Here is a 14,929-nt window from a genome sequence, read left to right as displayed (position 1 = left end):
ACGTGATAAGATCCTTCGCTCCACTCAGGATGACAGGTGGGTTTGTCATCACTCATTCACCACTTCACCACTTCACCGTTTGGGTATCGTTCGGCGGCAGGGGCTGCGCAACACCGTTATTTCTTACCTGGGGCTGGCGCTGGGGTTTGTGAGTACCACGCTGGTGCTGCCCCGGTTTTTCGCGCCGTCGCAGCTGGGGCTTACGCTCACGCTGTCGGCCATTGCCACCCTGTTTGCCCAGCTGGCCGCCTTCGGGTTTGCCAGCGTGGGCATCCGGTTCTTCCCCTACTTCCGCAACCGCGAAAACGGCCACCACGGCTTCCTGCCCCTGCTACTGGGCGTGCCGTTGCTGGGCTTCGGGGTGATGACGGCCCTCTACCTCTGGGGGCGGCCGGTGGTGCTGGGGCTCTACGCGCACGATGCCGCCCTGCTGGGGCCGTACTACGTCTGGGGCGTGGTTTTCGCGTTTTTTACGCTCCTGTATTCGCTGCTTGATGCCTACCTGAAGGCGTTATACCACACCGCCTTTTCGTCGTTTTTGCAGGACATTCTGCTGCGGCTGCTCATTCTGGGCGGGGCCGTGCTGTTTGCCCAGGGCTGGCTGTCGTTTCACGGCTACGTGCTCTGGTACATTGGCGCCAACGGGCTGCTGGTGCTGGTGCTCACGGGCTACCTGCGGCGCATCGGGGAGCTGCACTGGCGGCCCCGGCGGGCGGTGCTGGCGGTGCGGCCGGTGCGCGAATTGCTGAGCGTGGGGGGCTTCACTCTGCTTAGCTCCCTGGCCGGCTCTATTATCATGTACATCGATAATCTGATGGTGGGCTCCCAGGTGAGCCTGGCGGCGGCCGGCATCTACGGCATTGCCTTCAACATCAGCACGGCCCTGGCCATTCCGGCCCGCTCGCTCAACAAAATTGCTTTCCCCCTGCTGGCCGACTATTGGAAGCAGCAGAATCTGGCCGGCATGGCCGATTTCTACCGGCGCACCACCCGCCTCAACACCCTTATCGGGTGTTTCCTGGCCCTGGGCATCGGCCTGAACCTGGACTTCATCTACTCCCTCATGCGGACCGAATTTGCCGAGGGTACCCTCGTGGTGCTACTGCTGCTGGGCAGCCGCCTCTTCGACGGCATTACGGGCGTCAACGGCCTCATCCTGGTCACGTCCCCCCGCTACCGTTTTGATCTAGTGTTCAACGTGTCGCTGTCGGTGCTCATCGTGGTGCTCAACCTGCTCCTGATTCCGCGCCTGGGTATGGTGGGGGCGGCCGTGGCGGCGGTGGTGGCCCAGGTCAGCATCAACCTGGCCCGCACCTGGTTTGTGTGGCACGCTTTCCGGATGCAACCCTTTACCTGGCGCATTCCGCTGGTGGTTTTGCTGGCAGCGGTGGCGGGCACGGCCGGCTGGCTGGTGCCGGCCATCGGCTCCCCTTTCCTCACCATGCTGGCGCGCTCTACGGTGCTCACGGCCGTGTACGGGGGCCTCGTGCTGGTTACCGGCACCGCCCCGGAAGCCACAGCCCTGTTGCGCAGGCTACGGCGGTAAGGCTGCGGAGATTACCTGATTTCTATATCGGATAAATTTGTCCTATATAGAAATCCCCCGTACCTTTGCCCCATCATGGCAATGTTCTCCAAAGCGTGCGAGTACGGAATCCGGGCCGCTATCTACATCGGGCAGCAGTCGGCGGAACTGGGCCGCCGGGTGGGGCTGCGCGATGTGGCCGCCGAAATCGACTCGCCTGAGGCTTTCACAGCCAAGGTACTCCAGCAACTGGTTCGGGCTGGGCTGCTTACCTCGGTGAAAGGCCCCACGGGCGGTTTCGAGCTGACGGCGCAACAGCTGGCCACCGTTACGCTCCGGCAGATTGTGGTTGCCATTGATGGCGGCGACATGCTGCAAGGCTGCGCCCTGGGCCTGCCGCAGTGCTCGGCGCAGCAGCCTTGCCCGCTCCACTACCAATTCCTGCCCATCCGCGACCAGCTCAACGAGGTGCTGCGCACCCACACCATCGGCGAGCTGGCCGGCAAAGTGCACGACGGTCTGGGCTTTTTGAAGCAATTCACCTAACCCTTTTTTTACCTGAATACCGGATAAAATTGTCCGGTAAAAACCGTTCCTTTTTTTCTTATGACCCCTGACCAGAAAACCCTCGTTACCGCCACCGTGAGCACGTTGCGGGAGCACGGCGTAGCCCTGACCACGCACTTCTACCGCCGCATGTTCGACCACAACCCCGAGCTGAAGAACGTCTTCAACATGGGCAACCAGCAAAACGGCAAGCAGCAAACGGCCCTGGCGCTGGCCGTACTGGCCTATGCCGAAAACATCGAAGACCCCTCGGTGCTGGTCCACGCCGTCACCAAAATCGGCCACAAGCACGTCAGCCTCGACATCCGGCCCGAGCACTACGCCATCGTGGGTCGCCACCTGATTGCCTCCATCGGGGAGGTGCTGGGCGCGGCCGCCACGCCCGCGTTGCTCGATGCCTGGGCCACCGCCTACCACGAGCTGGCCGCCCTGATGAGCGGCCTCGAAAGCGGCCTCTACCAGCAAGCGGCCAACCAGGCAGGCGGCTGGACCGGCTGGCGCCCCTTCACAGTGAAGCAGAAAATAGCCGAATCGGACGAAATCACCTCTTTCTACCTCTACCCGACCGATGGCGGCCGGGTGGCCGGTTTCCAGCCTGGCCAGTACGTGAGCCTGAAGCTGTTTCTGCCCGAGTTGAACCTGTTCCAGCCCCGCCAGTATAGCCTCTCCAGCGCGCCCAACGGCGAGTACTACCGCATTTCGGTGAAGAAGGAAGCCGGCAACCCCCAACACCCCAACGGGATGATCAGCAACCGCCTGCACGATTTCGTGGCGGAGGGTGGCCTCGTGGAACTGGCCGCCCCGGCCGGCGACTTCACGCTAGATACCGCCAAGCCGACGCCGGTGGTATTGGTGAGCGGCGGCGTGGGCCAGACGCCCCTGCTGAGCATGCTCGAACACCTGATTTCCACCAACAGCCCCCGCGAAGTGGTGTGGGTGCACGGCAGCCGCAATCCGCAGGTGCACGCCTTCCGCGAGCCGGTAGCGGCGCTGGCGGCCCGCCACGAGCAGGTGCGGCAGCACATTTTCTACGACCAGCCGGCCCCCGGCCCCGGGCAGGAGGGCCACTACGAGGGCATCGTGGATTTGAACAGCCTGAACGGTGGCACCCGGCTGCCTGCCGAAGCCGATTACTACATCTGCGGCCCCGCGCCCTTCATCCGCAAGCAGGTGCAGGACCTGGCCGCGCTGGGCGTTCCGCGCGAGGCCATTCACTTCGAGGAGTTCGGACCGGCCACGCTGAGTGTGTAACGGCCGGCCAACGCAAACCGGGAGTAGCTTCCGGTCTTCAAGGCCCCACGCCCCGGCTGGGAGGTTCGCCCTCCCMGCCGGGGCGTGGTAGTTTGCGGGGTAAAACGCTTCCCTGCAGAACATTTTTAGTCTAAATTTTATATGACTTTTTTTATCAGGATCGATTATCTTGTTTTTACAAACAGTGTCTTTCAGCTCGATAAATCAGCATACTTTATTCTTTAATGCTCTTTTTATCAATATCTTATATATATCCCAACAAGAAATACGATAATAGAGAGGCAACAGCAACCACGGCAGATAGAAACTCATGATTTTATACTTTTCCACCATGGCCTACCTTATCAAAAGAAGCCACTATTTGGAAGTGTAAAATTTCGCCCCTTACCTTTGGGGCACCAATTCTTTACCCCACAAAGGATTGTTTTTATAAAGAGGCGCGGAGAGACAGGCTCGACGAAACGCCGGCAACCAGCGGAAAATCCGCAACGGTGCCAAGTCCTGACCATATAAAAACAACAACCGTGCACCGCTCCCCCAACTTCGCCGCCGTTTCTGCTACCCTCTGTGCTGTACAGCATGGCTGTTGTGGTATGCCGGGCATGGGCTGTTGTTGCAAGTAGGCACGAACCTTTTTGTTCCTGGTTCGGGTGTTGCTACCAGCTGACTGACGCCTGACGGGCGGATAGTCGGGTAGGTACCCCCGAGTTTTCTCGTCCCGCCGCGCGGGTCCGGGGGTTGCCTTAGGCACTCCGGCTCCTCCCCCGGGACCATCCCCTGGCCGGAATGCCTGGCCCCCGCGTGGGGTCCGCTTCCTCCTCCCCCTTCCTGTTATGTCCGTAGCTGACGCTGCGCCGGCCGTTCATGCTTTGCTGGACGAGCTGCGCCCCCGCCTGGTGGCCGCCCCGGCCCTGGAACGCCTGCGCCTGGTAGCCGAAACCTTCCCTGGCCAGGCCGTTTTTTCCACCTCCTTCGGGCTGGAAGACCAGATCATCAGTCACCTGATTTTTGCCCACGACCTGCCCATTGAAGTATTCACCCTCGATACGGGCCGCAACTTCCAGGAAACCTATGCTACCTGGAACAAGACCCTGCTCCGGTACGGCAAGCCCATTGCGGTGTACGCTCCCCAGCGCGAAACCCTCGAAAACCTGCTCCTGCACAAAGGCCCTAACTCCTTCTACGAGAGTGTGGAGAACCGCCAGGAGTGCTGCCGCATTCGCAAGGTAGAGCCCCTGAACCGGGCTCTGGCCGGGCGCGGGGCCTGGGTGACCGGCATCCGGGCCGAACAATCCCAGAACCGCCAGACCATGGACCCGCTGGAGTGGGATGCGGCCCACAACCTGGTGAAGGTGCACCCGCTCTTCGACTGGACCTGGGAGCAGGCCCTGGCTTTTGTGCAGGCCGGGGGAATTCCGGTTAACCCACTGCACCAGCAGGGTTTTGTGAGCATTGGGTGCGCCCCCTGCACCCGCGCCATTAAGCCCGGCGAGGATTTCCGGGCCGGCCGCTGGTGGTGGGAAGACCTCTCGGCCAAGGAGTGCGGCCTGCACGCCACCGCCCCGCACCACGATGGGCCCGACCCGGTAGTGGAGTCAATAACAAACCTGTCATCCTGAGCATGTCGCGCATCAAGCGAGGACGAAGGGCCTTCTCACGCCCCAACGGACTTTGCGAACCTCAGCGCATTCCTCTGCGAACCTCTGCGGAAAATATCGTCGCCCGGTTGTCGTGCAAACCTGATAGGATCCTTCGTCCTCGCTTGATGCGCGACATGCTCAGGATGACAGTCAAACCTGAACTGAAATCCAGAACCCATATGAGTATCCCTTTCGATTACCTCGACCGGCTGGAAGCCGAAGCCATCCACATCCTGCGGGAGGTAGCGGGGCAGTTTGAGCGGCCGGCCCTGCTGTTTTCGGGCGGCAAGGATTCCATTGTGCTCACGCGCCTGGCCGAAAAGGCTTTCCGCCCCGGCCGCTTCCCCTTCCCGCTGGTGCACGTGGATACCGGCCACAACTTCCCCGAAGTACTGGCCTACCGCGACCTGCTGGCCGCCCAACTGGGCGAGAAGCTCATCGTGCGCAAAGTGGAGGACACCATTAAGCGGCAGAGTTTGCGCGAGCCGGGCGGCAAGTTCCCGAGCCGGAATCCGCTGCAAACCTACACGTTGCTGGAGGTGATTGAGGAGTTCGAGTTCGATGCCTGTATTGGGGGCGCGCGCCGCGACGAGGAGAAGGCCCGGGCCAAGGAGCGCATCTTCTCGGTGCGCGACGAGTTTGGCCAGTGGGACCCCAAGCGCCAGCGGCCCGAGCTGTGGAACATCTACAACGGCCGCATTCAGAAGGGCGAAAACGTGCGCGTGTTCCCCATTTCTAACTGGACGGAGCTGGACGTGTGGCGCTACATTCAGCGCGAAAATATTGCCCTGCCCGACATCTACTTCGGCCACGAGCGCACCTGCGTGGTGCTGCCCTCGGGCCAGCTGCTGGGCCTCTCCGAACACCTCCAGCTCGGTGCCGAGGACGAAATCGTGACCCGGCAGGTGCGCTTCCGCACCGTGGGCGACTCCACCTGCACCGCCGCCGTGGAAAGCGACGCCCGCACCGTGGAAGACATCATCCAGGACCTGCTGCTGGCCAAAGTAAGCGAGCGGGGCGCCACCCGCCTCGACGACAACATCTCGGAAGCCGGCATGGAAGACCGGAAGCGGAACGGGTACTTCTGATGGCAGTTGTCAGTTGCTGGTTGTCAGTTGTTAGACGCGACATGCCTTTATCGACCATACAACCCGACAACTACCCTCCTCAAAAAACTGACAACTGACAACCAACAACTGACAACTACATCAATGGACTTACTTCGATTTATTACCTGCGGCAGCGTGGACGACGGCAAGAGCACCCTGATCGGGCGGCTGCTGTATGATTCGGAATCCGTGTCGCTGGATGTGCTGGCGGCCCTGGAGAAGCGGCAGGCGGCGGGCGGCGTGGTGGATCTGGCTTTGCTCACCGACGGGCTGCGGGCCGAGCGCGAGCAGGGCATTACCATCGACGTGGCCTACAAGTACTTCACCACGCCCCGCCGCAAGTTCATCATCACCGATGCGCCCGGCCACGTGCAGTATACCCGCAACATGGTAACGGGCGCCAGCAACGCCGACCTGGCCATTGTGCTGGTGGATGCGCGTCAGGGCGTAATTGAGCAAACCCGCCGCCACACCCTGATTGCGGCGCTGCTGGGCATCCGGCACTTTGTGCTGGCCGTGAACAAGATGGACCTGGTAGACTACGACGAGGCCATTTTTGCCCGCATCGCCACCGACTACGCCGAGCTGACCAACCACTTCAATTTGCCCGCCGCCACCGCCATTCCGCTCAGCGCCCTCCAGGGGGATAACGTGGTGAAGCCGTCCCAGCACCTGCCCTGGTACACCGGACCCAGCCTGCTGGCACACCTGGAAAGCGTGCCCGGCGCGGTGGAAACCGCGTTTGCCCCGCGCTTCCAGGTGCAGTACGTGATTCGGCCCCAGACGCCCGAGCTGCCCGATTACCGGGGCTACGCCGGCCAGATTCTGAGCGGCGAGTACCGCCGGGGCCAGCGGGTACGGGTGCTGCCGTCGGGCCTGGAATCGGAAATTGAGGCCATCGAAGTCAACCAGCAGCAGGTGGAAGTGGCCCGGGCACCCCAGCCCGTGGTCATCCGGCTGCGCGACGATGTGGACGTGAGCCGGGGCGACGCCCTGGTGCCGGCCGGCCCTGAGGCCCCCACCCTTACCCGGGAGCTGGAAGCCACCCTGTGCTGGATGAGCGAGCAGCCCCTCTGGCCCGGCCGCAAGCTGCTGGTCCAGCACCATTCCACCCTCACGAAAGCGGCCGTGTCGGCCATCCTTTACAAGGTGAACGTGCACACCTTCGCCAAAGCCGCCGCCGAGCAGGCCCAGCTCAACGACATCGTGCGCATCCGCCTTAAAACGGCCCTGCCCCTGGCCCTCGACCTCTACCAGGACAACCGCGCCACCGGCTCCTTCATTCTGGTAGACGAGCTGACCGGCGACACGCTGGCCGCCGGCCTCGTGGAAGCCGCCAACTCTGACTACTTCACCGTTCCGGTAGCCCCACCGGTGGCGTTTTCCATTTAGCGCCCCTGTCATCCTGAGCATGTCGCGCATCAAGCGAGGACGAAGGACCTTCTCACGTCAGAATGATACTCGTTCAGGCGTTTTTAGCCCGCAGAGGACGCGAAGGTTTTCGCAGAGGATGCTGAGTCGTTCCGGCGGGATAAGGTCCTTCGCAGGCTCAGGATGACACAACGGTTCACTCATTCACCCACTCACTCATTCACCCATGCAAACGCCCCGCCTTACGGTACTCGGTGCCGGCCCCGGCGACCCGGAGCTGCTCACGCTCAAAGGGGCGCGGGTATTATCGGAAGCCGATGTAGTTCTTTATGATGCGCTGGCCAACCGCGCCCTGCTCCGGCACGCCCGCCCCGAGGCCGTGCTGGTGCCGGTGGGCAAACGGCGCGGCATGCGCAGCCACGGCCAGGACGACATCAACGCCCTGATTGTGGACTATGCCCGCCGCTACGGCCACGTGGTGCGCCTCAAGGGCGGCGACCCGTTCGTATTCGGGCGAGGCCGGGAGGAAATGCTCTACGCCGAGGCCCACGGGCTGCTCACGGACTACGTACCGGGCATCAGCAGCGCGGTGGCCGCGGCTGGCGCGGCGGGCATCCCGGTCACGCACCGGGGCCTGAGCGAAGGGTTCCGGGTGATTACGGCCACCACCGCCACCGGCGAGCTGGCCGGCAGCATCCGCGAGGCCGCCCGCGACGCCCGGGGTACCACCATCATTCTGATGGGCCTGGGCGAGCTGCCGCGTATCGTGCGCGAGTTCTGCCAGCAGGGCCACGCCGATACGCCGGCCGCCATTATTCAGAACGGGACCCTGCCCCACGCCCGCCTGGTCACTGGCCCGGTGGCCGAGCTGCCGGAACGCGCCGCCGCCGCCGAAATCGGGGCCCCGGCCATCATCATCATCGGCGAAGTAACGCGCCTGGCCACCCCCGAGAAGCTGGCGCTGCTGCCGGCCCTGTACGCGGCGTAGCCGCCGCGCCTTCCAGTTGCCCCAGCCCCAACCACTACGTCCTATGTCACTCCTTTCAACTTCCCCCACGCTGCCCGCCGGCCTCAACGACCAGGCCCTGCAGCAACTCACAACGGGCCTCACCGACCAGCAGCTGATCTGGCTGAGCGGCTACCTCTACGGCCGGGCCGGCGTCTCGGGCAGCGCCCCCGCCCCGCTGGCTGCTCCGGCCGCCGCCGTAGCGGCGGCGGAGACCGGCCGGCTCACCATCCTGTTCGGCTCCCAGACTGGCAACAGCCAGAAAGCGGCCGGCATCGTTGCCGAGGCCGCCCGCCGCCGGGGCCTCGCGCCCACCGTGCGCGACATGAACGACTACCCCCCCCGGGACCTCAAAACCGAACAGCTGCTGCTGGTGGTGGTGAGCACCCAGGGTGAGGGCGACCCGCCCATTGCGGCCGAGGAGCTGCACCAGTTTCTGCTCAGCACCCGCGCCCCCAAGCTGCCGGAGCTACAGTACGCGGTGCTGGCTTTGGGCGATAAAAGCTACCTGCAATACTGCCAGACCGGCTTCGAGTTCGACCAGCGCCTGGCCGAGCTGGGCGGCCGCCGCCTGGCCGAGCGCCTCGACTGCGACGTGGCCTTCGCGGACGAGACCCGCCAGTGGGCCGAGCAGGTACTCAGCCGAATTGCCGAGTGGCAGCCCGCTCCCGCGCCGGTAGCAACCGGGGCGGCGGTGATGGCCAGCGTGGGCGGAAGCTACGCCCCGGAACCGGCCGCGCTGCCCGCCGCCGTGGAGTACAACGCCCGCCACCCCTTCGCGGCCGAGCTGCTGGAGAAAATTCAGCTCAACGGCCGGGGCTCGACCAGGGAAACCTACCACCTGGAGTTTTCCCTCGCCGATTCGGGCCTGACCTACGAGCCCGGCGACGCCCTGCTGGTGCAGCCCCGCAACCGCCCGACCCTGGTGCAGGAGGTGCTGGAAGCCGCCCGCCTGACGGCCGCCGCCCCAGTGCGCCTCGATGCCGAAGAGCTGGACCTGACCACCGCCCTCACCGAGCGTCTGGAGCTCTCGGTGCTCACCCGCGACGTGCTGGAGCGCTACGCCGCCGTGGCCCCGCAGCACGCGGAACTCCAGGAAATTCTGGCCGACAAACCGAACCTGGGCACCTTCCTCTACGGCCGCGACGTGGCCGATTTGCTGACCGAATTCCCGGTGGACCTCTCGGGCCAGCAGCTGGCGGCGGTGCTGCGGCCGTTGCCGGCCCGGGCCTACTCCATTGCGTCGTCACTGGCCGCCCACCCCGAGGAAGTGCACCTGACGGTGGGTGCGGTGCGCTACGCCACCAACGGCCGCGCCAAGCACGGCACCTGCTCCGGCTACCAGGCCGACCACCTGGCCGTGGGGGAGCACGCCCGGGTGTGGGTTGACCGCAACGAGTACTTCAAGCTGCCCCCGGACGCGGCTACCGACCTCATTATGGTGGGGCCCGGCACCGGGGTGGCGCCCTTCCGGGCGTTTGTGGAGGAGCGGGCCGAAACCGGCGCGGCGGGCCGGAACTGGCTGCTGTTCGGCAACCCCCACTTCACCACCGACTTCCTCTACCAGACCGAGTGGCAGCAGCACCTCAAGCGCGGCACCCTCAACCGGCTCGACCTGGCTTTCTCCCGCGACCAGGCCGCGAAAATATACGTGCAGCAGCGCTTGCTGGAGCAAAGCCGCCGCGTGTACGACCAACTCGAAAACGGGGCCTACTTCTACGTCTGCGGCGACAAAACCCGCATGGCCCACGATGTGCAACAGGCCCTGCTCCGGATCATTCAGCAGGAAAGCGGCCACGATGCCGACTACGCCGCCGAGTACCTGCGCCAGCTCAAAAAGGCCCGCCGGTTCCTTGAGGACGTGTACTAAGGTTTAGGAGCAACGACGAAGACGCGAAGTACCGCGTCTCTACCCCCGCCCAAACCACGTCAACCATACAACCACAACCACCCAGCTCGTCAGGCTCCCCCTCTCCCCGAGGAGAGGGGGCCGGGGGTGAGGTTGCCCCCAGAACGCCATTCCATGCCCCGAACCCGGCTTTTTCTCCTGCTCCTGCTCCTGCCGCTGGCCCACCTGGCGGGCGGTCAGACCCTGCACCAGCCGGGCTACTGGCTGCGGGCCTACCTGCGGGTGAAGCTGACGGACCGCTGGACCTGGCACAGTGAGCTGGACGAGCGCCGCCTGCTGCGCCCCGGCCGGCAATGGCAGCTCATCACCCACCAGCACCTGCACTACCGCCTGGCCACGCCGCTTGCTGTGGGCCTGGGCCTGAGCTACTCCCGCCAGCCCCCCGTTTCGGGTGGGCCGGCCTTGCAGGAAGGACGCGGCTTTGCCGAAGCCACCCTCACCACTCCGCTCAGCCAACGGGTGCACCTGCTCAGCCGCCTGCGCCTGGAGCAACGCTGGCTGGAACCCGCCGCCACCGAGCTGCCGGCTCCCTGGACCACCCGAGCCCGCCTGCGCTACCGCCTCCAGACCGACTGGCAGCTGGCCGACCGCTGGAAGCTCCGGGCCTCCGATGAACTGCTGCTTAACCCCAACAGCTTCGACCAGAACCGCCTCTACGCCGGCACCGAGCACCAGCTGGGCGCGGGTTTCGCCGCCGAACTGGGCTACCTCTGGCTCTACCAGCGCCGCTACCACCGCCCCGACTACCTCGACCGCCACGTGCTACGCCTCACCCTTTCCAAAGACCTGCTCCTCCACCGCCCGCCCCAAAGCTAAGGCCCCAAGCTACGCAGCGCCCAACAGTCACAATGTGCATCGCCTCCATCGTCTGGCTCCCCCGCTCCCCGAGGAGAAGGGGCCGGGGGGTGAGGCCCACTCCAGAACTACCCTCATGGCCGATACCCCCAAACTTTCCGAAGTCGAACACGTCAAGGATGCCAGCAACTACCTGCGCGGCACCCTGGCCGAGAGCCTGCTCAACCCCCTCACCGGCGCCCTCTACCCCGACGATACCCACCTCATCAAATTCCACGGCTCCTACCAGCAAACGGACCGCGACCTGGACTCGGAGCGCAAGCGCCAGAAGCTGGAGCCGCTGTATTCGCTCATGATCCGGGTGCGGGTGCCGGGCGGCATTGCCTCGCCCGCGCAGTGGCTGCGCATGGATGAGCTGGCCGACGAATACGGCAACCAGACCCTCAAGCTCACCACCCGCCAGGCCTTCCAACTCCACGGCGTGCGCAAGCGCGACCTGAAACAAACCATTCAGGGCTTCAACGCGGCTCTGCTCGACAGCATTGCGGGCTGCGGCGACGTGAACCGCAACGTGATGTGCAACCCCAACCCCCACGAGAGCCCGGTTCACGCCCAGGTGTACGAGGTGTCGAAGCAGATCAGCGCCCACCTCACGCCCCGCACCTCGGCCTACTGGGAGCTCTGGCTCGATGGGGAGTCGCAGTTCAGCAGCGCGCCCAACGAGGGCGAGGAGGACGCCGAGCCCATCTACGGCAAAACCTACCTGCCCCGCAAGTTCAAAATTGCCCTGGCCCTGCCGCCCCACAACGACACCGACATCTTCGCCAACGACCTGGGCCTGATTGCCATTGTGGAAAAAGGGCAGCTGCTGGGCTTCAACGTGGCTGTGGGCGGTGGCATGGGCATGACCTTCGGGATGGCCGAAACCTACCCCCGCCTGGCCGACCTGATCGGCTTCGTGCCCACCGAAAACGTGGTGGACGTGTGCGAGAAAATCGTGACGATTCAGCGCGACTGGGGCAACCGTGAAAACCGCAAGTTCAGCCGCCTCAAGTACACCCTGGACCGGGTGGGGCTGGAGGTGTTCCGGCAGGAGCTCAACCAGCGCCTGGGTTACGCCCTGGAGCCGGCCCGCCCCTACGCGTTCCGCAGCTCCGGCGACGCCTTCGGGTGGAGCGAGGCCGCCGACGGGCGCGCCCACCTGACCCTGTTCGTGGAAGGCGGCCGGGTCCTCGACCGGGAGGGCTACCGCCTCAAAACCGCCCTGCGCGAAATTGCCCGTTTCCACTCCGGCGACTTCCGCCTCACCGGCAACCAGAACCTCATCATTGCCAACGTTACCCCCGAGGACCGCCTCGCGGTGCAGGCCCTGTTGCAGGAACACGGCGTGCCCGTGGAAACCGGCGGCCCCGCCACCGGGCTGCGGCGCGGGGCCCTGGCCTGCGTGGCCCTGCCCACCTGTTCGCTGGCCTTCGCGGAGGCCGAGCGGTATCTTCCGGAATTATTGGATAGATTGGAACAAGTTATTATCCAGCAAGGTCTTGCCCAGGAGGATATTCTACTCCGAATGACGGGCTGCCCCAACGGCTGCGCCCGCCCCTACCTCGGCGAAATCGGGTTGGTGGGCCGGGCCGTGGGCCGCTACAACCTCTACCTCGGCGCCGCTTTCAACGGGGAGCGGATGAACAAGCTCTACAAGGAAATGCTCGACGAAGACGGCATTGTGGCGGAGCTCACCCCCCTGCTGGCCGACTACGCCCAAAACCGCCAGCCCGCCGAGCGGTTTGGTGATTTCTCCATCCGTCGCGGTTACGTGCAGCCTACCACCAGCGGGCTCACGTTTCACGAGTAACCCCATCCTTCCTGTCATCCTGAGCCGCGCGAAGGACCTTATCACCAGAGCAATTTGAACGGCTCAGCGTGCCTCTGCGCATCCCTCTGCGACCCTCTGCGGGAACCGACGTAATAACGATCCTACCGTGCTAAGGTCCTTTCGCGCTGCTCAGGATGACAGAACCATCAACCCAACCACCGCCACCCATGCCCCTTTCCTCCTCTTTCTTACTGCCGCCGCCCGAGCCGCCCCCGCTAGCGGCCACGGCCGGCAACCGCCTGTTTCCGGTGTTTCTGAAGCTGGAGCAGCTGCACGTGCTGCTGGTGGGCGGCGGGGCCGTGGGCTTCGAGAAGCTCTCGGCCATGCTGGCCAACAGCCCCAACGCCGCCATTACGGTGGTGGCTACCTGGTTCGGCCCCGAACTACGGGTGCTGGCCGGCCAGCATCCCGCCGTGCAGCTCCGCGAGCACCCCTACGACCCTACCCACCTCGTGGGCCACGACCTGGTTATCGTCGCCACCGACGACAAGGCCCTCAACCTGCAAATCAAGGCCGACGCCACCCGCCAGCGCCTGCTCTGCAACGTGGCCGACACGCCCGCCGCCTGCGACTTCTACCTCGGCTCCATTGTGCAGAAGGGCGACCTCAAAATTGCCATCAGCACCAACGGCAAGTCGCCCACGGTGGCCAAGCGCCTGCGCGAAATGCTCACCCACACCCTGCCCGATGAACTCCACGACGTGCTCCAGCGCATGGGCATCATCCGGGAGAAAGTCGGCGGCGACTTCGCCCACAAGGTCCGGTCCCTGAACGCCGTAACGGCCGAGCTGACCGGCGGCCGGGCCTACGAGTCGCCGCCGACGCGGCGGTGGCGGCGGCTGGCTCTGCTGACGCTGACGGTGCTGGCCGCGCTGGTACTTTACACGGTGCTGGCTCACTATTTCACCTGGCAGGAGGCCGTTACGCTGGCTACTTCTTCGCGCACATTCTACGTGTTCGTGGCCATCGGCTTCGGGGCCCAGCTCATCGACGGGATGCTGGGCATGGGCTACGGGGTGGTCACGGCCATCAGCCTGATGAGCCTCAACATCACCCCGGCGGCCGTGAGTGCGAGCATCCACTCGGCCGAAATGTTTTCCAGCGGGGCCTCGGGCTACCACCATTACCGCCTCGGCAATGTGAACCGCAAGCTGTTCAAGGTCATGCTGATTCCGGGCGTGCTCGGGGCCGTGACGGGGGCTTTGCTGCTGACGTATTTCGGTGAGGCCTACGCCAGCTTCGTGAAGCCCATTCTGGCCCTATACCTGCTGCTGCTGGGCCTGCGCATCATTTCCAAAGCCTTTGCCAAACCCGGCCCGCGCAAAAAACACAAGAAGCTGGGGCTGCTGGCCGCCGCCGGGGGCTTCCTCGATTCGTTTGGCGGGGGCGGCTGGGGGCCGCTGGTCACCAGCACCCTCATTGCCGGGGGCCGCACGCCCCAGTACGTGATTGGCACGGTCAGCATCACGGAGTTCTTCGTCACGTTTGCCAGCGCCGCCACGTTTTTCGCGGCCCTGGGCGTTACGCACTGGCAAATTGTACTGGGCCTGATTGTGGGCGGCGTGGCCGCCGCGCCCCTGGCCGCCCGCCTCGCCGGCCGCCTGCCCATCCGCTGGATGTTCCTGGGCGTGGGCCTGATGGTCATCGTCTGGAGCCTGTGGGCATTGCGGAAGGTGTTTATGTAAAGTGTACTCTCTGATGCCATAGAAATGCCCCGCCAGACGACCGGCGGGGCATTTCTATGGATGGGCCGGCAGGTCAGGCAGCCAGCTCCCCAACCATGCGACCGATATGCCCAATGTCGGCTCCAGCCTTGATCCAGCCCCCCAACTCACCACAACAACCCACCCGTCAAAACACAACCTGCCGGCCCTAAACGAGCC

General features: G+C 64.6%; 11 protein-coding genes and 1 riboswitch. All 11 genes read left to right on the top strand.

Going from position 1 to position 14,929, the window contains the following annotated elements; genetic code table 11:
* The first annotated feature begins 79 nt into the window (after window positions 1-79).
* Window positions 80-1,546 carry a lipopolysaccharide biosynthesis protein gene (locus D0T11_RS12710; RefSeq protein WP_119656161.1) on the top strand — a complete coding sequence of 489 codons (1,467 nt, stop codon included), beginning with the start codon at window positions 80-82 and terminating at the stop codon, window positions 1,544-1,546.
* Window positions 1,547-1,621: 75 nt separating this feature from the next.
* Window positions 1,622-2,071, top strand: a complete 450-nt coding sequence (locus tag D0T11_RS12705; protein WP_317127268.1) for an RrF2 family transcriptional regulator — start codon at window positions 1,622-1,624, stop codon at window positions 2,069-2,071.
* Between the two features lie 60 nt (window positions 2,072-2,131).
* Window positions 2,132-3,343, top strand: a complete 1,212-nt coding sequence (gene hmpA / locus D0T11_RS12700) for an NO-inducible flavohemoprotein (RefSeq protein WP_119656159.1) — start codon at window positions 2,132-2,134, stop codon at window positions 3,341-3,343.
* Between the two features lie 424 nt (window positions 3,344-3,767).
* Window positions 3,768-3,859, top strand: a riboswitch (SAM riboswitch).
* 317 nt (window positions 3,860-4,176) lie between these two features.
* Entirely contained in the window at window positions 4,177-4,962 is a 786-nt protein-coding gene (locus tag D0T11_RS12695; protein WP_119656158.1) for a phosphoadenylyl-sulfate reductase, read from the top strand.
* Between the two features lie 200 nt (window positions 4,963-5,162).
* Entirely contained in the window at window positions 5,163-6,071 is a 909-nt protein-coding gene (gene cysD / locus D0T11_RS12690; RefSeq protein WP_119656157.1) for a sulfate adenylyltransferase subunit CysD, read from the top strand.
* Between the two features lie 123 nt (window positions 6,072-6,194).
* The gene (locus D0T11_RS12685) at window positions 6,195-7,484 is read left to right on the top strand and encodes a sulfate adenylyltransferase subunit 1 (RefSeq protein WP_220473728.1); all 1,290 of its coding nucleotides are present in this window, start codon (window positions 6,195-6,197) and stop codon (window positions 7,482-7,484) included.
* A gap of 205 nt (window positions 7,485-7,689) precedes the next feature.
* On the top strand, window positions 7,690-8,451 hold the full coding sequence (gene cobA, locus D0T11_RS12680; protein WP_119656156.1) for a uroporphyrinogen-III C-methyltransferase: 762 nt from the start codon (window positions 7,690-7,692) through the stop codon (window positions 8,449-8,451).
* Window positions 8,452-8,494: 43 nt separating this feature from the next.
* Window positions 8,495-10,339, top strand: a complete 1,845-nt coding sequence (locus tag D0T11_RS12675; protein WP_119656155.1) for an assimilatory sulfite reductase (NADPH) flavoprotein subunit — start codon at window positions 8,495-8,497, stop codon at window positions 10,337-10,339.
* A 153-nt stretch (window positions 10,340-10,492) separates the two neighbouring features.
* A complete protein-coding gene (locus D0T11_RS12670) occupies window positions 10,493-11,194 on the top strand; it encodes a DUF2490 domain-containing protein (protein WP_119656154.1) in 702 nt (233 codons plus the stop codon).
* A 115-nt stretch (window positions 11,195-11,309) separates the two neighbouring features.
* On the top strand, window positions 11,310-13,025 hold the full coding sequence (locus D0T11_RS12665) for an NADPH-dependent assimilatory sulfite reductase hemoprotein subunit (protein WP_119656153.1): 1,716 nt from the start codon (window positions 11,310-11,312) through the stop codon (window positions 13,023-13,025).
* 188 nt (window positions 13,026-13,213) lie between these two features.
* A complete protein-coding gene (locus D0T11_RS23460) occupies window positions 13,214-14,731 on the top strand; it encodes a TSUP family transporter (protein WP_182888383.1) in 1,518 nt (505 codons plus the stop codon).
* The last annotated feature ends 198 nt before the right edge of the window (window positions 14,732-14,929 follow it).

It is taken from the genome of Hymenobacter rubripertinctus (genome assembly GCF_003583925.1).
In the GTDB taxonomy this organism is placed as follows: Bacteria; Bacteroidota; Bacteroidia; order Cytophagales; family Hymenobacteraceae; genus Hymenobacter; species Hymenobacter rubripertinctus.
The sequence above is the reverse complement of the archived record's forward strand: the minus strand, read 5'-3'. Positions and strand labels throughout refer to the sequence as shown.